17 protein-coding genes are annotated in these 17,528 nt (G+C 67.5%); 1 reads left to right on the top strand and 16 read right to left on the bottom strand.

The window, feature by feature from the left end; translation table 11 throughout:
• Position 1 precedes the first annotated feature (1 nt).
• From HMJ39_RS09665 to wrbA, 16 genes are all read right to left on the bottom strand, one after another.
• Positions 2 to 805, bottom strand: a complete 804-nt coding sequence (locus HMJ39_RS09665; RefSeq protein WP_161384196.1) for an ABC transporter permease — start codon at positions 803 to 805, stop codon at positions 2 to 4.
• Positions 802 to 1,677 (bottom strand): ABC transporter ATP-binding protein, encoded by an 876-nt coding sequence (locus tag HMJ39_RS09660; RefSeq protein ID WP_323370882.1) that lies wholly within the window; start codon positions 1,675 to 1,677, stop codon positions 802 to 804. The genes HMJ39_RS09665 and HMJ39_RS09660 overlap by 4 nt, the downstream gene beginning before the upstream one ends.
• A complete protein-coding gene (locus HMJ39_RS09655) occupies positions 1,674 to 3,311 on the bottom strand; it encodes a CocE/NonD family hydrolase (protein ID WP_228462266.1) in 1,638 nt (545 codons plus the stop codon). Before HMJ39_RS09655 ends, HMJ39_RS09660 begins: the two co-directional genes overlap by 4 nt.
• The gene (locus HMJ39_RS09650) at positions 3,308 to 3,733 is read right to left on the bottom strand and encodes a cupin domain-containing protein (RefSeq protein WP_194297156.1); all 426 of its coding nucleotides are present in this window, start codon (positions 3,731 to 3,733) and stop codon (positions 3,308 to 3,310) included. The genes HMJ39_RS09655 and HMJ39_RS09650 overlap by 4 nt, the downstream gene beginning before the upstream one ends.
• Entirely contained in the window at positions 3,733 to 4,530 is a 798-nt protein-coding gene (locus HMJ39_RS09645; protein ID WP_194297155.1) for a cysteine hydrolase family protein, read from the bottom strand. Before HMJ39_RS09645 ends, HMJ39_RS09650 begins: the two co-directional genes overlap by 1 nt.
• Before the next feature lie 104 nt (positions 4,531 to 4,634).
• The gene (locus tag HMJ39_RS09640) at positions 4,635 to 5,669 is read right to left on the bottom strand and encodes a porin (RefSeq protein ID WP_228462273.1); all 1,035 of its coding nucleotides are present in this window, start codon (positions 5,667 to 5,669) and stop codon (positions 4,635 to 4,637) included.
• Positions 5,670 to 6,347: 678 nt separating this feature from the next.
• The gene (locus HMJ39_RS09635) at positions 6,348 to 7,337 is read right to left on the bottom strand and encodes an aromatic ring-hydroxylating oxygenase subunit alpha (protein WP_194297153.1); all 990 of its coding nucleotides are present in this window, start codon (positions 7,335 to 7,337) and stop codon (positions 6,348 to 6,350) included.
• Positions 7,334 to 8,539 (bottom strand): MFS transporter, encoded by a 1,206-nt coding sequence (locus tag HMJ39_RS09630; RefSeq protein ID WP_194297152.1) that lies wholly within the window; start codon positions 8,537 to 8,539, stop codon positions 7,334 to 7,336. The genes HMJ39_RS09635 and HMJ39_RS09630 overlap by 4 nt, the downstream gene beginning before the upstream one ends.
• On the bottom strand, positions 8,526 to 9,500 hold the full coding sequence (locus HMJ39_RS09625; protein WP_194297151.1) for an isopenicillin N synthase family dioxygenase: 975 nt from the start codon (positions 9,498 to 9,500) through the stop codon (positions 8,526 to 8,528). The genes HMJ39_RS09630 and HMJ39_RS09625 overlap by 14 nt, the downstream gene beginning before the upstream one ends.
• A gap of 30 nt (positions 9,501 to 9,530) precedes the next feature.
• The gene (locus HMJ39_RS09620; protein ID WP_323370880.1) at positions 9,531 to 10,346 is read right to left on the bottom strand and encodes an amidohydrolase family protein; all 816 of its coding nucleotides are present in this window, start codon (positions 10,344 to 10,346) and stop codon (positions 9,531 to 9,533) included.
• 28 nt (positions 10,347 to 10,374) lie between these two features.
• The gene (locus tag HMJ39_RS19050) at positions 10,375 to 10,893 is read right to left on the bottom strand and encodes an amidohydrolase family protein (RefSeq protein ID WP_323370879.1); all 519 of its coding nucleotides are present in this window, start codon (positions 10,891 to 10,893) and stop codon (positions 10,375 to 10,377) included.
• Positions 10,890 to 11,939 (bottom strand): aromatic ring-hydroxylating dioxygenase subunit alpha, encoded by a 1,050-nt coding sequence (locus tag HMJ39_RS09615; protein WP_194297150.1) that lies wholly within the window; start codon positions 11,937 to 11,939, stop codon positions 10,890 to 10,892. Before HMJ39_RS09615 ends, HMJ39_RS19050 begins: the two co-directional genes overlap by 4 nt.
• 130 nt (positions 11,940 to 12,069) lie before the next feature.
• Positions 12,070 to 13,008 carry an isopenicillin N synthase family dioxygenase gene (locus tag HMJ39_RS09610; protein ID WP_194297149.1) on the bottom strand — a complete coding sequence of 313 codons (939 nt, stop codon included), beginning with the start codon at positions 13,006 to 13,008 and terminating at the stop codon, positions 12,070 to 12,072.
• Positions 13,005 to 14,027 (bottom strand): ABC transporter substrate-binding protein, encoded by a 1,023-nt coding sequence (locus HMJ39_RS09605; protein ID WP_161384205.1) that lies wholly within the window; start codon positions 14,025 to 14,027, stop codon positions 13,005 to 13,007. The genes HMJ39_RS09610 and HMJ39_RS09605 overlap by 4 nt, the downstream gene beginning before the upstream one ends.
• Before the next feature lie 198 nt (positions 14,028 to 14,225).
• On the bottom strand, positions 14,226 to 15,224 hold the full coding sequence (locus HMJ39_RS09600) for an ABC transporter substrate-binding protein (RefSeq protein ID WP_194297148.1): 999 nt from the start codon (positions 15,222 to 15,224) through the stop codon (positions 14,226 to 14,228).
• An 84-nt stretch (positions 15,225 to 15,308) separates the two neighbouring features.
• Positions 15,309 to 15,965, bottom strand: coding sequence for an NAD(P)H:quinone oxidoreductase (gene wrbA / locus HMJ39_RS09595; protein ID WP_194297147.1), 657 nt, complete (start codon positions 15,963 to 15,965; stop codon positions 15,309 to 15,311).
• 254 nt (positions 15,966 to 16,219) lie between these two features.
• On the opposite strand from wrbA, the gene HMJ39_RS09590 reads away from it, so the two are divergent.
• Positions 16,220 to 17,443, top strand: a complete 1,224-nt coding sequence (locus HMJ39_RS09590) for an amidohydrolase family protein (protein WP_194297146.1) — start codon at positions 16,220 to 16,222, stop codon at positions 17,441 to 17,443.
• Positions 17,444 to 17,528: the final 85 nt, after the last annotated feature.

Here is a 17,528-nt window from a genome sequence, read left to right as displayed (position 1 = left end):
GTCATTGCTCCACCTTGAGCGCGCTTTCGTGCCAGTTGCGCAGCACCAGATCCGACAACCAGACCATCAGCGCGAACAGGGAAATACCGGTCAGGGTGATCAACCCCAGGGCCGCGAACATGCGCGGGATATCCAGGTTGTAGCCGGCTTGCAGAATCAGGTAGGCGAGCCCCGCCTGGGTGCCGCCGGTGCCGGCCACGAACTCCGCCACCACCGCGCCGATCAGCGCCAGGCCGGTGCTGATGCGCATGCCGCCGAAGAAGTACGGCAGGGCACTGGGAATACGCAGGCGCACCAGTTGCTGCAGGCGGCCGGCCCGGTACATGCGGAACATGTTGAGCAGGTTCGGATCGACGCTGCGCAGGCCCAGGGTGGTGTTGGAGATGATCGGGAAGATCGCGATGATCACCGCGCACACGGTGAGCGCCCAGGTGGTGTCGTCCACCCAGATGATGATCAGCGGCGCGATCGCCACGATCGGCGTGACCTGCATGAGCACGGCGTAGGGGAACAGACTCACCTCGATCCAGCGGCTCTGCACGAACAGCAGCGAGGCGGCGGTGCCCAGCAGCACGGAAATCCCGAACGCCAGCAGGGTTACCTTGAGGGTCATCAGCAGGCCGTGGAACAGCACCCCCCAGTCCTCCACGAAGGCCTTACCGATTTCCAGCGGGCCGGGCAGGATGTAGGGCGGAATGTCGTTGGCGCGCACGATGGCTTCCCACAGCAACAGGAACAGGAAGCCCACGAACATGGGCGCCGCCACCTGCACGAACTTTTCGTTTTCAAGCAACGGGGATTTCATGACGCCGCCTCCTCACCTTGCTGGCTGGCCACTTCCAGGGCCTCGGACACCCGCCGGCAGTAACCGGCGAACTCGGTGGACACACGGAACTCCTGGCCGCGCGGGTACGGCGCCTCGATGGGCACCTCGTCGATCACGCGGCCCGGGCGGGCGGCCATCACCACCACCCGGTTGGACAGGTAGACCGCCTCGTAGACGCTGTGGGTGACGAATACCACGGTCCAGCCGTTGTCCTTCCACAGGCGCAGCAGGTCGTCGTTGAGCTTGTTGCGGGTCATCTCGTCAAGGGCGCCGAAGGGTTCGTCCATGAGCAGCAGGTTGGGGCCGGTGACCATGGCCCGGGCGATGGACACGCGCATCTGCATGCCGCCGGACAGCTCCCGGGGGTAGGCGTCGCCGAACTTGCTCAGCCCCACCATCTCCAGGGCCTGATCAATGCGCTGCTCCGCCTCGTCGCCCTTGTCCCGGTTCAGGTCCAGGGGCAGACGCACGTTCTTGCGCACCCGGGCCCAGGGCATCAGGGTGGCGTTCTGGAACACGAAGGCCAGCTTGCGGCCTTTCTCGCCCACCACGCTGTAGTCCTGCTCCCACCAATTGACCTTGCCGGCGCTCACCTCGCCCAGGCCGGCCATCAAGCGCAGCAGGGTGGATTTGCCGCAGCCGCTGGGGCCCAGCAGGCTGATGAATTCCCCTTCCTTGACGGTCAGGTCCACGTCCTTCAGGGCCACGGTGCCGTTACCGTAGACCTTGTCCACGTCGCGCACGGACACCACCGGACGGCCCACGGCGGGGGTACCGCCGGCCGGGCGGGTTTCCTCTTCGGTGGTCATGGGCACCACCACCTCGGGGCGGGTTGCTTTGGCGTTTGTCACGACACTTCCTCCTTTGCGGTCGGGGCTCGGGCCGGCAGCTCGAGCCAGGACCCCTGGGTGTTCAGGCTGAGGGTCAGAATGCGTTGGTCGGCGGCGCGCACGGCGCCGGGGGCGCGGCCGCTGCCGTCGTTAAGAGTGTAGGCCGGGTAGCAGGCGCCGCTGACGCTGAGGCGCAACCGTTGGCCGGCACGCAACCGGACGCAGGTACCGCGCAGGTCCAGTCGCACCGGCCCGTTGCCCCGGGCACGGGCGTAGCCCTGGGTGAGATTGCGGGCGCGGCCGTCGGCGTCCACCACCGACAGCACCGCGCACAGATCGAAGCTGTCCGCGTCGGCGGCGGCGTTGAGGGTGGCGCGCACCGGGCCGGCCAGTTGCCGGTCGGCATCGAACGGCGCGCTGGTGTAGGTGAGCACGTCCGGGCGGGCATCCACCACGGTGCGGTCATGGATGCCGGTGGACGGCGCCAGGTGGCCGCCCACCGTCGGCACCGGACGCCAGGGATCGTGAATGATGGTGTCCACGGTGGCTTCGCCCTCCTCACCGAGGCGGCCGCCATCCAGATCGAAGCCGGCGCTGCCGTCGCTGGCCAGGGCCAGACGTTCGGTGGGCAGGCCGGCGTAGTCCGGATAGGCGCGCCAGCGGTTGGCGCCCAGGTCGTAGAGCTGCACCGGCGGGTCCTGTTCCACGCCGGTGTCGCGATCCTTGAGAAAGCGGTCGAACCAGCGCAGCTGCAGGGTATCGATGGTGGAACGGGCGGCGTCGCCGAGCCATGCCTGACCCACCGCCGGCGTCCAGGGCAGATGGGTCCAGGGGCCCACCACCAGGCGCTGAACCCCGGCGCCGGCGCGCAGGTGCTCGAAGGTGGCGAAGGTGCCGGTCAGAAAGCTGTCGAACCAGCCGCCCACGTGCAGCGCCGGCAGGTCCACCACCGGCAGGCAGCCGGCGGCGGAGCGCTCGCTCCAGTAGTCGCTGTCCAGGGGCTGATCCAGCCAATCGCCGAAAAAGGTGCCGGCCAGCAATTCGCGCACCGCCGGCGAGGCCGGGTCGATCAGTTCGTCGGCGGCCGGGTCGTGGCCCAGACGGTAGCGCTGGGCGAAGCGGTCGTGGTTGTGATCGCGGCGGTCGGTTTCCGCGCCCAACTGGGCCGCCCAGGACAGACTGTTCTGCAAGCGCAGGGCGCCGCCCTCGCAGGCCCAATCGCGGCCCAGATGGAAACCGGTCATGGCCGGCACGATGGTTTTCAGGGCCGGGTGGCCGCTGGCGGCGGCGAACAGCTGGGTAACGCCCTGGTAGGAGAAACCGTACATGCCCACCCGGCCGTCGCAGTCCGCCAGGCCGGCCAGCCATTCCAGGGTGTCCTCGCCGTCCCGTTGTTCGTTGACGAAGGGCTCGAATTCTCCTTCCGAGGAGCCGCGCCCACGGACATCCTGGATCACCACCAGGTAACCCTGCTCCGCGTACCAGGACGGGTGGGCGTAGGTGACCGTGGAGGCGATGCGGCGGCCATAGGGCTGGCGCATCAGCAGGGCCGGGAACGGCCCCTCGCCGTCCGGGCGGTAGACATCCGCGTCCAGGCGCACGCCGTCGCGGGTGCGCATGCTGATCACTTCCGGCATCGGTACCCGGGCGGTCATTGGCCGACTCCCTGGAGCACGCGCAGATCCTCGGCGTCCAGCTGGTCGGGTACGCCGTTACGGATCAGCCGCGCGAAATTCTCGTCGGGCACCATCACGGTGAGGGTGTAGAGGCGGCCGTGGCCGGTGTTTTCCACCACGTGCTCGGCGCCGGCGGGCACCACCATGGCGTCGCCCTTGCGCAGTTCCACCCAGTCGTCGTCACAGCGGGCCCGGCCCTCGCCTTCCAGGACGAAGAACAGCTCGTCGGCGGCCTTGTGGGTGTTGGGCGGCGTCAGCCCACCCGCGTCGAAGATTTCCACGCAGGCGATGAAATCCAGTTTTTCCTTGATCGAATCGAACATCACCACGAGCCGGTTGCTCTCCCCTTCCTTGATACGGAAGGCCTCGAACTGCTCGGGGCGCTTGAAGAACGGCAACATCAGGAAGTCTCCAAAGCCGGAATCAGATCCGCGGACAGGGCGGTGAACCCGAAAATCTGGCGGGCGTTGTAAAGCGTGGCGTCCCAACAGAAATCCGGGGACGTGGTGGCGGTGCAGTCCTCCAGCAGGATGGTGTCGTAGCCCAGGAAGTTGGCGTCCGCCAGGGTGTGCAGCACGCACTGGTCGGCGTTGACGCCGGCGAACAGGCAGGTGCTGACGCCCAGGTTGCGAAGAATGGAATCCAGGGGCGAGTCCCAGAAGCCGCTCATGCGGAACTTGTCCACGCGGATGTCCCGGTCGTCGATGCTCAGGTCATCGATCACCGCGGCGCCCCAGCTGTCTTTTTGCAGTACCGGCGCGCCGGTGCCCGGCACCGGGTCACCCAGGCCCACGTCCCGGCCGCTGCCGTTGTAGACGTGGCGCAGCGCCGGGGAGATGTTGATCAGATCCTCGCGGTTGCCCCAGTTCACCCAGATCACCGGCACGCCGGCGTGGCGCAGGGCGGGCAACAGGCTTTGCAGCGGCGCCACCGGCCGGCGCGCCGGCGTGGTGTCCACGCCGATGTGATCCAGCCAGCCGCCGGGGGTGCAGAAATCGTTCTGCATGTCGACGACGATCAGCGCCGTGCGATTCAGGTCGAGCACCAGGGACTTGGGCGCGGCCGGCACGTCAACGGGACGCGGCGCCGGTCCGCGGCGGCTGAGGTCGGCGACCCGGTCGCTGACCCGCCACTGGCCGCCGGGCCGGGGGCCCAGCGGCAGAAGTTCGGTGTGGTGTGTTGGGGAATGGTCGCTCATATGGCTCGGCCCCTTTACTGCTTTAGCGCGGAGAATCGGCCGTAAGGCGGCACCCCGGGGCGGCGACGCAGAGGGACGCCGCCGCCCCAAGGCAGCGCGAACGGTTAGAACTTGAAGCGCGCACCCACGCCGTAGGTGTCGCCGTCGCCGAGGTCGTCGACGTCGTCGTTCATGTAGTTGGCGTACACGTCGAACTGCTCGTTGACGATCCAGTCGTAGCCGACGGTCCAGGTCTTGCGCTCGGTGTCGATGTCACCCTCGAAATCGGAGTTGGCGTAGGAAGCCAGTACCGAGCCCGGGCCCACCGGGATATCCACGCCGCCCTGATAGGTGTCCACGTCCACGTCGCCGGTGGTGGTATCGGTATTCAGGCTGTGGAACATGCCGTACACCTTGATCACCTCGAAGTCGTAGCTGGCGCCCACCAGGTAGGCGTCCTGGTCGGTGATGGAGAAGGCACCGCCGCCGATGGCGGCCAGGCCACCGCTCTCACCAAAGCCCGGGCTGTCGCCGCTGTTCAGGGCGCCCTGCTTCACGGAATGGGCCGCGGCGGTGAGCATCAGGCCACCGTTGCGGTACACCAGGTTGCCGCCGAACTTGTTCTCGGAGTCCTCGCCCTCTTCCTCGCCGAAGGCATAGGTCACGGTGGCGGTCAGGCCGCTCATGCTCGGGGAGGTGTAGGTCAGGCCGTTGCTCCAGCCGGAATCACCGACGGTGGCGCCGTAGTTGCCGCCCTGGTAGGAGTGCAGGATCGCCGGCGAGAACACGAAGGAACCGCCGAACGGGTTGGAAAAGATCACCGGCAGGAACATGGGCGCGCTAACCCGGCCGGCGGCGAAGGTACCCAGATCACCCTGGACACCCACCTGGGCGGCGCGGGCGAAGAACTCGTCGCCGTTGTAGCGGCCGTCGTCGCCGGTGTCCGGGCGCAGGAACATTTCCGCCTTGGCGAACGCCAGGGTGCTTTCGTTGATGTCCGCGGTGGCATTGAAGCCCACGTAGGACGTGGTCATGCCGCCGGCGTCCAGCACCTTGGAATCGTCCGCGGCCACGGCGCTTTCCCGGCTGCCGGCGAACAGATCCAGCAAACCGTAAAAGTCCACTTCCACATCCGCGCTGGCCATGCCGCTCGCGCCCATCAAGGTGGCGGCCCCCAAACTCTTAGCAACCTTACTGTTAAGCTTCACGTGCTTTCCTCTCTAAAAAGTGGGGAGGCGCTCGGGCGTCGAAAACCAAGTCCGAACCGCGCCGAAGGCGTCCTCGATCCACCGGTATGGCCGGTGTCCCCCGGATTCCCGCCGTCTTCCCGCCCGGCGGCGAAACCCTCTTGCATCCGACGCCGCCACGTCCCGCGGCGGCGACTCCTGGGGCATGGCGGCTCGGGCCGCGGCATGCCGCTGTCCTGTGCACCGGACTGGCGAAAACCAGCCTTGCATACACGGTAAGCCTCTACCTTCAAGATGCGTGCCAGCCGCTCGGCGGCGGCCTGAAAAGCACGGCGGACGGGTGAACAGGACGTCAAACGGAGGGAAGGCGGTCAGCGGACCGGGTATTTACTGCCCGCTTTTGGGGCGAATCGGGAAATTCCGCCCTATGGGGGCGCGGGGAAAATACAAGAACGGGGACAGAAAAAAGCCGGGCGAGACGGGGCCATGAGCACCCGCCGGGCCCGGCGAACGGAAAGAAAGCGGTGAAAATTCAACCTTTCAGACGTATTTTTGTATACAAAATAGCGAAGCCGAACATGACGCCACCTCGAAGCGTCTCGGTGTGGGCCAGATGGAGAACCCACGCCAGGATAAGGCCCGAGCCAGGACTCAGACCGACGCCGCCGACTCATGCTCCTCGATCAGCCGCTCCATCATGCGCCGGATCACCAGCCCCGGCTTATCGGACTCCATGTGTTTTTCACCACGCGGGTCCAACGGCATATCCGGGTCGGTGCTCTCCAGCACGTGCTTATCCTCCAGGGTCACCTTGCGATCGAAGGCCAGCAGCGCCTCGCGGTCAAAGCCGCCGCCATCATCCTGCTGCAGGCAGAACTGCACCACCTGGGAGCGACCGTGGTCGATGGGCACCTGGCAATTGACGATCACGTGGGCCGGCCCGCCATCGGCGTAGTTGATGCGCAGCCGGCACACGAAGGGCGCGAACCAGGAACAATCCAGGAACCGTTCGTTGGCGTCCTCCTGGGCATGGTGGGCCTGGGTGACGCCAAGCCGGCCGGTGTAGTGAAAGCCACCGTCGAATTCCTCGATGTGGGCGTCCCGGGCCACCAGATGCTCCGGGCTGCCGAAGGTGCCCAGGTGCACATAGCTGGGGTGAGCCATGTCCAGCTCGTTCTCCATCACCCGCAGGCCGCCCACCTTCCACTCCTCGTAGAACTCCTGGATCAACTCGAAGTCCGGTTCGCCGGCCTCCGGAATGGCGGGAATCTGGTAGATCGGATCCTCCAGAGCCACCCAGGCGTAGCCATAGCGGGTGTCGCAATGAAAGGCGCGCACCCGCCGCTTGGGGCCCGGATCCCGGTCCGGCATCTGCGGCACATGCACGCACTGGCCGGTGCGGTCGTATTGCCAGCCGTGGTAGGGGCAGGCCACCCGGCCCTGGCAAACATCGCCCAGGGACAGTTGGGCACTGCGGTGGCAACAGCGATCCTCCAGGGCGGCCGGAACGCCGTCCGCGTCCAGGAACAGCACCAGCGGTTCACCGAGCAGGACGAACCGGCGCGGGCCCGCCTCCAGGTGGGACAGCGGCATCACCGGGTACCAGAAACGACGAAAGACGGGGTGCTCCATGACGTTCATCGGGGGTTCTCCTCATTAGCGGGCGGCGGCCGGAAGGTCAGACCGATCAGGAACGACGCCACCACCGACAACAGCAAAAACAGCATGGCCGCGGGGAAGCCGTAGCCATCGCGCAGCACGCCGAAGACCAGGGGCCCCAGCGCGCCCATCAACATGGCCAGCCCCTGCACCAGCGCCGACAGCCGCCCCGCCTCCGTGGGCGTGGCGGCGTAATCCAGCGGCAGGGTCAGCGCCAGCGGGAAGGAGCCGCCCAGCCCGATCCCGGCGATCACCGCCCACAGCACGCCGCCGGGCTCCGGCGACCACCAGAAGCCGGCCACCCCCACCATCAGCAGGGCCAGGGTGATCGCCAGCGCCGGGCGGCGGTCACGCTTGAACTGAGCCAGCGGCGGCACCAGCAGCGCCCCGGCGATCTGCGCGCCGGTGAACACGGTGAGCAGGGCCGCGCCCTGGGCCTGGCTGTGGCCCTGGGCCACATAGAAGGGCACCAGCCACGCCAGCAACGACATGTAGGCCACCGAACCGGTGCCCAGGAACAGCGCCATGCGCCAGGCCAGCGGGTCCCGCCAGGGCAAGGCGCGGGCGGCGTCGCCACGGGCCCGCTCCAGCCGCGCCGGCCACAGCAAGGCGGCCACCAGCGCCGGCAGGGCCCAGACGCCCAGCGCCGGGCGCCAGTCACCGCCGGCGCCGTTCATCAACGCCGGCGTGGCCGCCGCCCCTACCGCCGCGCCCAGGTTCATGGCGGTGGTGAAAATGCCCATCATCAAGGCGGCGCGGCCGGGAAAATATTGCTTCACCACCACCGGGATCAGCACCTGGCCGCAGGCCACGCCCAGCCCGCCCAGCAGGGTGGCGGCGAACATCACCGCCGGCTGCAGGCCGGCCCAGCGAAGGGCGCAGCCCATGGCCACCAGCCACAGCGCCACGCGCATGCCCACGCCAATGCCCAGCCGGCCGATCAGCCAGCCGCCCACCAGGGCCACCGCGCCCATGCAGAAGGTGGGCACGGCGGCGAGCAGGCCGGCGCCGGCGCTGCTCAGCCCCAGGTCCAGGCGCACCGCTTCCAGGCTGACGCCCAGGGAGGTAAGCAGCGGGCGCAGGTTGAGCCCGGCCACGGCGATCATCACCGCGATCCAGCCCAGCCCCACCGCCGGCGTGGCCGCCGCCTTCACCGCCGCCGGAGGCGGCTCAGTAAGTGGCATTCAGTTTTTCCATCAGATGATCGCCGGCCAGAATCGGCGGATAACGGGGCGGGTTATCCGCGTCCGCGCAACTTTCAATGCAGCGGATCTCCGCGTCCGGATTCGGGTGGCAGAAAAACGCGATGGAATAGCGATCCGGCGAGCCGGCGGCGGTGAACGGCGACACCCGGTGCGGCGTGGAGCAGAACACATGGTTGGTCCAGCGCTGCATCAGGTCCCCGGTGTTGACCACCACGGTGTCCGGGATCGGCGGCGCGGTGATCCACTCGCCGTCCCGGGTGCGCACTTCCAGGCCACCGATGCCGTCCTGGAACAACAAGGTAATGCTGCCGTAGTCGGTGTGGGCGCCGGCGCGCCGTTCGCCGCCCTGGGGCTGGAACCCTTCCGGCAGCGGCGGGTAATGCAGCAGCCGCAGGGTGTGGTGAAGCTGGTCATGGCTGTCGACGAAGAAGCCGTCCGGCAAATCCAGGGCCAGGGCGAACGCCGACAACACCCGGTTGGAAGCCGCCACGCAGCCGTCCATGAGTTCCATCACCGTGGCGCGGAACGCCGGGTGCCCGGCCGGCCAGCGGTTCAGCCGGTAGGGCCGCTCTTCCTCGGGCAGGTCGTCCGGGCCGGTTTCCGGCCCGGCGTTGAAGGCCTCCTTGAGATCACCGGGTTTGCTGGCGTCCAGGCGCTCGCGGCGTACCGCCACATAGCCCCGGTTACTGCTGGCGGTCTGCCAGGCCACGCTTTGCTTTTCCGCTTCGGGCAGGGCGAAGAAATCCTGGGACGCCTGGAACGAGCGGCGCAGCAAATCCGCCGGCACGCCGTGATTGGAGAGATAGAAAAAGCCCCAGTCGGCGCTGGCCTGGCGCATGGCCCGCGCCACCGCCTGACGGTCCTCGGCACCGCCGTGCAGAAAGGGGCCGAAGTCGATCACCGGAATGCTGGCGGCCTCGGCCTGTCTGGCTGTATCCATGATTGCGTCTCCCGGGGCGCCCCGCGCCCCTCAGTTCAGTTCCGCCACCACGTCGGCGGCGCGCTGGCGCAGGCCGGCCAGATCCAGGCCGGGGATGGCGCCGTCGCGAACCCGCACCTGGCCGTCCACCAGCAGGTGGCGCACCGAGGCGCTGCCGCCGCCGGCCACCGGCGCGATGGCCGGGTCGTGCATGCCGAAGTAGCGCGGCTGATCCAGGTCGTAGAGGACCAGATCGGCGGCGCGGCCCGGGGCCAGCTCGCCGACCTGGTCGAGGCCGAGCACGCGGGCGCCGCCGGACGTGCCCCAATGGATCACGTCCTCCACGGTGACCGCGTCCGCGCCGCCCAGGGCACGGTGGATCATCCAGGTGGTGTGCGCTTCCTGGATCATGTCGGCGGCTTCGTTGGAGGCGGCGCCGTCCACGGCCAGGGAAACCGGGATGCCCCGGGCGGCCATTTCCGGCACCCGGGCGATGCCGCTGCCCAGCCGGCAGTTGCTCTGCGGGCAGTGGGCGATGCCGGTGCCGGTTTCCGCCAGGATCGGCAGCTCCGAATCCGCCACGTGCACCATGTGCGCGAACCAGACGTCCTCGCCCAGCCATTCGTGCTCGCCGCAGAATTCCACCGGCGTCATGCCGTGCACGTCGCGGCAGTACTCCACGTAATTGAAGGTCTCGGAAAGGTGGCTGTGCAGCCGCAGGCCCAGGCCACGGCCGGCCCGGGCCAGCTCGCGCAGGGTTTCCGGGTTCACCGAGAAGGTGGGCGTGGTGGGCGCCATCACCACCTGGCGCATGGCCCGTGGGCCGGGCTGGTGGTAACGGGCGGCGAGCCGCTCCACGTCCGCCACGTAGGCGTCCAGGGTTTCCGATTCCAGGTCATTGGGGTAACCGGGGTGGCGGCCTTTTTTCGGTGGCGCCGCCCCGGCACAGGGTGAAGCGCAGCCCCAGCCGCTCCGCCACCTCGAACAGCACGTCGCCCATCTCGCTGTCGAGACCGCCGTAGTAGATGTAATGGTGATCGGCGCAGGTGGTGGTGCCGGACAACAGCAGCTCCGCCAGCCCCACCTCCGCCGCCACTCCCAGATGGCGGTCGCGAATGCGGGTCAGGCGCGGATAGGGCACCGCCCCCAGCCAGCCGAACAGCGGTTCGTTGATGCCTTCCGGCACCGCCTTGAGCACACTCTGGAACAGGTGATGGTGGGTGTTCACCCAGCCCGGATAAACCACGCAGCCGCGCGCGTCCAGCACCTCCTCGCCGGCCGCCGGGGTCAACCCGGCGGCCATTTCCTTGATCACGCCGTCACGCACGCGAATGTCCACGGCGCCGGCGCGGGCGGCGTCGCCGGCCCGGCCGGTCATCACCGCGTCCGCGCCCTGGATCAGCAGGTCGCTCACGAAGCCTTCTCCTGCTTCACCGGAATGCGCGCATGGTCGCTGCGCGCCTCTTTTTCGCCGAAGCGCTCCAGCAAGGCGATCATCATCTTGCGCATCACCATGCCCGGCTGATCCGAGGGCATGTGCTTCTCCTCGCCGCTGGCGGTGTCCAGGGGCACGTCGTAGTCGGTGCTTTCCAGCACCCGCTTGTCCTCCTCGGTGACCTGGCGATCGAAGGCGATGATGTCCGCCTGGGGCGCCTCCTGCTCGCTGTCGCTGCGGAACGCCCACTGGCAGATCATGGAGTGCTCGTCGTCGATCGGCGTGGCGTAGGTAACGATGGAGTGCACCAGGCCGTTCGGATAGCGGATGTTCAGGCGGCGGCCGAACGGCATGTACCAGTTGCTGGTCATGTGCCGCACGGTGGTGTCGCTGTCCATCCGCAGCAGCTTTTTCTGGGATTCCGGGTTGTTCACCGGCGCCTTGGTTTCGAAGTGGAAACCGTACTCGCCTTCCTTGATGTTCAGGTCGGCGGGGATCGGCTTGTCGAACTGGCCGAAGCTTTCCCGGTGCACGAAGCTGAAGTGGGCGTTGTCGAAGGAGTTCTCCATCAAACGCAGGCCGGCGGTGCGCCACACTTCATGGAATTGGTGGAACATCCGGTAGCCGGGCTCCTGGGCCTCCGGCATCTCGGGGATGCCGGTGAGCGGTTCGCCCAGGCACACCCAGACGTAGCCGTAGCGCTCGTCGGCGTTAAAGGCGGGCACCTTGGCGCGGCCCGCCGGCCGATCCGGGGTCTGCGGAATTTTCTTGCAGGCGCCGGTGCCGTCGTAGTTCCAGCCGTGGTAGGGGCAGACGATATTGTCGCCCTCCACCCAGCCCAGGGACAGTTTGGCGCTGCGGTGAGCACAGCGGTCTTCGGCGGCTTGCGGTTTGCCCTGGCTATCCAGCCACAGCACCAGATCCTGATTGAGCAGACGGAACGGTTTCGGGCCGTCATCGAGTTGCGCCATCGGAATCACGGGATACCAGAAACGGCGCAGGACGGGTTGTTGGGTTACTAGCATGGCTCATCTCCTATGGACGAGGCAGCCCCCGCCGAGAGCCTGTTCGCGCTCTTTAAGGCCGGCTTTTCCTCACTGTTGGCGGAAGGTTGAACGCGGCGCGGGCCTCCGCCATTCGGACCCGCGCCGGACATCAATAAGAAGCGGCGCGCCGGCTCACCAGGTAGTCGCCGGTGAGAATCGGCGGGTAGCGACGGGCGTTGTCGTCGCCCACGCACTGATCAAGCACGCGGATTTCCGCGTCGTTGTCCGGGTCGTTGAAAAAGGCCACCGAATAGCGGGCCCGGCCGCCACCGGCGTGTTCGGGCAGACGCACGCGGTGCAAGGTGGAGCGGTACACATCGTTGGTCCAGCGGGCCATGATGTCGCCGGTGTTGATCACCACGCCGCCCGGCACCGGGTCCACGGGTACCCACTTACCGGCACCGTCGCGCACTTCCAGGCCACCAATGTCATCCTGGAACAGCAGCGTCACGCTGCCATAGTCGGTGTGTCCGCCGGCCCGCGCCTGGCCACGCTCGGCCTCGAACGCCGGCGGCAGCGGCGGATAATGGAGCAACCGCAGAATCTGGCTGTGGGTGCGATGGCGGTCGCGAAAGTAGCCGGGCTCGGTGCCCAGCCCCAGCTCGAACGCTTCCAACACCTGCATGGACAGATCCGACACCGCGGTAAAAAAGTCCTCCACCGTGGCCCGGAACGCCGCCTGCCCGGATGGCCAGCGATTAACGTGGCCGTACAGACCGGGCTCGCGAATCTGAAAGCTCTCTTTCAAGTCCGGCGCGCGCTTGACGTCCAGACGCTCCTTGCCCACCGCCACATAACCGGTGTTGGCATCGGTATCGTCGTAGGCGAAGGCGGCTTCCGCCTTGACCGCGTCCGGCAGCGCGAAAAAGTCACGCTGGGCCTGGAACAGCGTGGTCAACCGAGCCTCCGGAAGGCCGTGCCCCACCAGACACATAAAGCCCACGTCACGGGCGGCGCGGTCAACCGCCGCCACCACCTTGGCTCGCTCACTCTCGCCCCCCTTCAAGAAGGGCGCGAAATCGATCACCGGGACGCGGGTAACGCTCATGGCAGCACCGGCTCCTCGGGCAGGAATTCCAGGGTGTAGGCCTGTTTGTAATCCAGGTCCTCGGGGACCATGCCGGCCTTGGCCATGAAGTCGAAGGTGGCCTTCCAGCGTTCGTCGGTCATCACGCCGAGGCCTTTTTCCTGGGCGTCGCCGCCGCTGACCAGGCCGTACTCCTTCATCTTGTCGATGCCGAAGGCGATCTGCTCATCGGTCATCTCCGGGTTGTCCTGCTTGATCAGTTCATTGCCCGGCGCCGGATTCTCGAAATAGCTTTTCCAGCCTTCCATGGAAGCCTGGACGAACTTGCGCAGCACCTCCGGTTGCTCCGCCACCATGTCCCGGGTGGTTTCCAGGGTCTGGGCGTAGGGCGGGTAACCGTATTCGGCGAACAGGAAGATCGACGGCGTCACGCCGCCTTTTTCCATGGCGTAGGGCTCGGAGGTGACATAGCCCTGCTGCACCACGGAATCGTCCGCCAGGAACGGCTGCACGCTGAAGGTGTAGGGGCGGATCATGTCGTCGGTGAAGCCGTAGTTGGCTTCCAGCCACGGCCAGAAAGTCTGCTTGGCGCCGGAGAACACATACACCGGATTGCCCTTGATCTCCTCCAGGGACTTCACGTGCGGGTGCGCCAGCAGCGCCTGCGGGTCGCTCTGGAACGGCGCGGCGATGGTCACCACCGGCAGATCCTGGACCAGGGATTTGATGTTGCGGATCGGGTAACCCATGGTCACGTCCTGCTTGCCGGCCAGCAGCAGCTGAACATTGTTGACCTGCGGGCCGCCCATCTCGATGGACACATCCAGGCCGTACTTCTCGTAGATGCCGGTGGCCTTGGCCTGATAGAACCCGCCGTGCTCGGCCTGGGCGAACCAGTTGGTGCCGAACGTCAGTTCGGTGAGTTCCTCGGCGCCGGCGACGCCGGTGCCCAGCAGGCCCGCCCCCAGGACGAGCCCGGCCACGGTCCGTCGAACCCCCTTCCCGATGCCCTCGAAACGACTTTCTCGTGCCTTCTTCATGGTGCCAGCTCCATTATGTATACAGCTTGGTATCCAGTTCTGATGCCGGGAGCGACGCAAAGGCCGTGCCACCTTTGTGGGTATGGCCGGTTCCCTTGCATTCCGGGACCTTAGGCGCCCCGGGCCGGATTCCGGCGGCGGCCCGCACGCGCCAAGTCGGTGCGCGCGAGCCCCTGTTGTGCACAACAACGCCGGCCATCAGGGCAGCACCGGTTCCTCGGGCAGGAATTCCAGGGTGTAGGCCTGTTTGTAGTCCACGTCCTCGGACACCAGGTCCGCGTCCACCATGAACTGGAAAGTCTTCTCCCAACGGGCGTCGTTCATGTAGCCGAGGCCCTGCTCCTGGGCGTCGCCACCGGCGACGATGCCGTATTCCTTGAGCTTCTTGAGCCCGAACGCCAGCTGCGCGTCGGTCATCTCCGGATTGTCCTGCTGGATCAGCTCGTTGCCCGGCGCCGGGTTCTCCAGGTAGCTCCGCCAACCTTCCATGGTCGCCTGCACGAAACGGCGCACCAGGTCCGGGTTGTCCTCCACCAGCTCGCGGCGGGTCTCCAGGGTGGCGGCGTACGGCGGGTAGCCGTTATCCGCGAACAGGAAGAAATTCGGCGTCACCCCGCCCTTCTCGGCGGCGAACGGCTCGGAGCTCACATAGGCCTGCTGCACCAGCTCCTTGTCCGCCAGGAACGGCCCCAGGCTGAAGGTGTAGGGCTTGGCCTGGGCGTCCGTGAAACCGTACTCGGACTGCAGCCAGGGCCAGTACGTGGAACGGGCGGAAGTGGAAATCAGCACGGTGCGATCCCCCACGTCCTCCAGGGACTCCACGTGCGGATGGGCGATCAGCCCCTGCGGGTCTTTCTGGAAACAGGCCGCCACGCTCACCACCGGCAGCCCTTCGCTCACCGCTTTGATGTTGCGCAGCGGATACCCCATGGTGAAGTCGTACTGCCCGGCCACCAGCAGCTGCAGCCCGTTCACCTGGGGACCGCCCATCTTGATGTTCACGTCCAGGTCGTACTTCTCGTAGATGCCGGTGGCCTTGGCTTGATAGAAGCCGCCGTGCTCGGCCTGGGCGTACCAGCTGGTGCCGATGGTCACCTCATCGGCGGCCCGGGCGGCGCCGGCGCTCACGCCCAGCGCCACCGCCATCAAAGTGGCGCCCAGGCGCCCGTAGGTTCGAAGAGTGGATATCACGCGCATGCTTGTTGCTCCGGTTGCATTGGTTCTTTTCGTATACAAGCAACCTTCATGCCCGCCCCGAATGCACCAACTTGGTTTCCGCTTTTAATTTTCGTAGGCGGCCAACTCCACGGAGGCGGGCTCGGGCCGGATCTGCCCGGCCAGACGCGCCACCCGCGCCCCCAACGCCCGGGCAATGGCCAGCTCGTTCTCGTCCACCCCCCGGGTGCCGTCGAAGCCGGTTACCGCCGACGCCCCATAGGGCGAGCCGCCCTTCACCGTGCGCACCAGCTCCGGCACGCTGTGCGGCACCCCGGCCAGCACCATGCCGTGCTGGAAAAACGGCAACAGCAGATTGATCAGGGTGATCTCGTTGCCCGAATGCATGCCCCCGGTGGAGGTAAAGGCGGCCCCCACCTTGCCGATCAGCGCGCCACGCCGCCACAGCGGCGCCACCTCGTCGATAAAGGCGCGCAGCGGCGTGCTCATCAGCCCGTAGCGGGTGGGCGAGCCCCAGACGATGCCCCGCGCCCACTCCAGATCCGCCTCGCCGGCCCGGGGCAGGGCCCGGTATTCCGCCAGGGTGGCCTGAAAGTCGGCGCGTTCCGGGTCGACGCTGTATTCCGGTTCCTCGATGGTCACCCGGCGCAGGCGCACCTCGGCGCCTTCCTGCTCGGCGCCGCGCGCCACGGCGCGGGCCAGTTCCAGGGTGGTGCCGTAACGGGAATCGCAGATCACGCAGACGCGCATCGGTTCTTGCATGGGGTATCTCCAGCGGTGTCTTATGCCCGGGCCCGGGGCCGAAACTGTATACAGGCAAGGCCCGTGCCACGCCCCTGAATGGAATCGGCGGCGGGACGCGGGCACCGCCTGTCGTCCGCCTTCGGAAACGGCCAACGCACCCGGATGGCGCAAAATATGGGCTCTCACACCAGTTCGGCGCCTACCGATCCGGGCTTGCCGGGCGGGGAAGGACTGGTTTAAAACGTGTATACATTTATCGAGACGAGACCACCATGGGCGACACTCTGCTGATCCGCGCCGGCCTGCTCAACCCGGTGGACGCCAACCGCTGGACCTTCCACCGGGAGGGCGGCCTGCTGCTGGAGGGCGCGCGCATCGTCGACGCCGGCCCGCTGGCGCGTTTCCGCGAGCATCCGGCGAGCCGGGTGCTGGATCTGGACGGCGTGCTGGTGCCCGGCTTCGTGGACGTGCACATCCACTGGGTGCAGCACCATGTGCGCGGGCGCTTCCAGAGCGACCTGATGGAGTGGCTGCGCGAGCACATCTGGCCCGAGGAAGCCGGCTTCGAGGCGGACGACTTCGCCCGCCGCCATGCCCGCGCCTTCTTCACCGACACGGTGCGCGCCGGCACCACCCTGGGCATGGCCTATTCCAGCCCGCACCTGAGCGCCCTGCGGCTGGCCTGCGAGGCGGCCCGTGGCGACTGGCTGCTGGGCAACGCCATCATGGAGAAGGCGGCGCCGGAGCCGCTGCGCCGGGCCAGCCCGGACAACGTGGATCAGGTGGCGCCGCTGCTCGCCGAGCTGGGCACCGAGCGCTACGCCATCACGCCGCGCTTCGCGCTCAACTGCAGCGCCGGGCTGATGCGCGATCTGGGCGATCTGGCCCGCCGCGAAAACGCCTTCGTGCAGACCCATCTGTCGGAGTCCGTGAACGAGATCCGCGAGATCCGCGCCGCCTTCCCGGAAGCCGAGGACTACACCGACGTGTACGACCGCGCCGGCCTGCTGGGGCCGCGCTCGGTGCTGGGCCACTGCATCCATCTGTCGGAGCGGGAACACGACACCCTGGCCCGGCGCCGCGCCTGGATCGCCCACTGCCCATCCAGCAACGAGGCCCTGGGCAGCGGGCGCATGGATCTGGCGGCGGTGCGCCGCCACGGCACCCGCTATGCGCTGGCCTCGGACGTGGGCGCCGGGCCCAGCCACAGCATGCTGCACGTGATGCAGCGGTTCCTGGCCCAGCATCGCCAGGCCGGAGAAACCGTCACGCCCCAGGAAGCGCTCTATCGCGCCACCCTGGCCGGTGCCGAGTGCCTGGGGCGTGGCGACCGGGCCGGTGATCTGACGCCGGGTAAGCGGGCGGACTTCGTGGTGTTGCCGGCGCCGGACGCCGGCGTGGCCGCCGAGGACTGGTTCGAGGAGCTGCTGGCCGGCGAGGCCCGGGATCTGGAGACCCGCCCCCTGCAAACCTGGATCGGCGGCGCGCCGGCCTAGATGTGACCTTTCAGTAGGTTGTTCATTCGGGGCGTACCCGGAAGACTGGAGGTGTGAGACTACGCAGCCCTCCAGGAGCCCCGAA

Origin of the sequence: Alloalcanivorax profundimaris, from assembly GCF_015265435.1 — a bacterium.
Lineage (GTDB): Bacteria > Pseudomonadota > Gammaproteobacteria > Pseudomonadales > Alcanivoracaceae > Alloalcanivorax > Alloalcanivorax profundimaris.
This window is presented reverse-complemented; position numbering and strand designations above follow the sequence as displayed.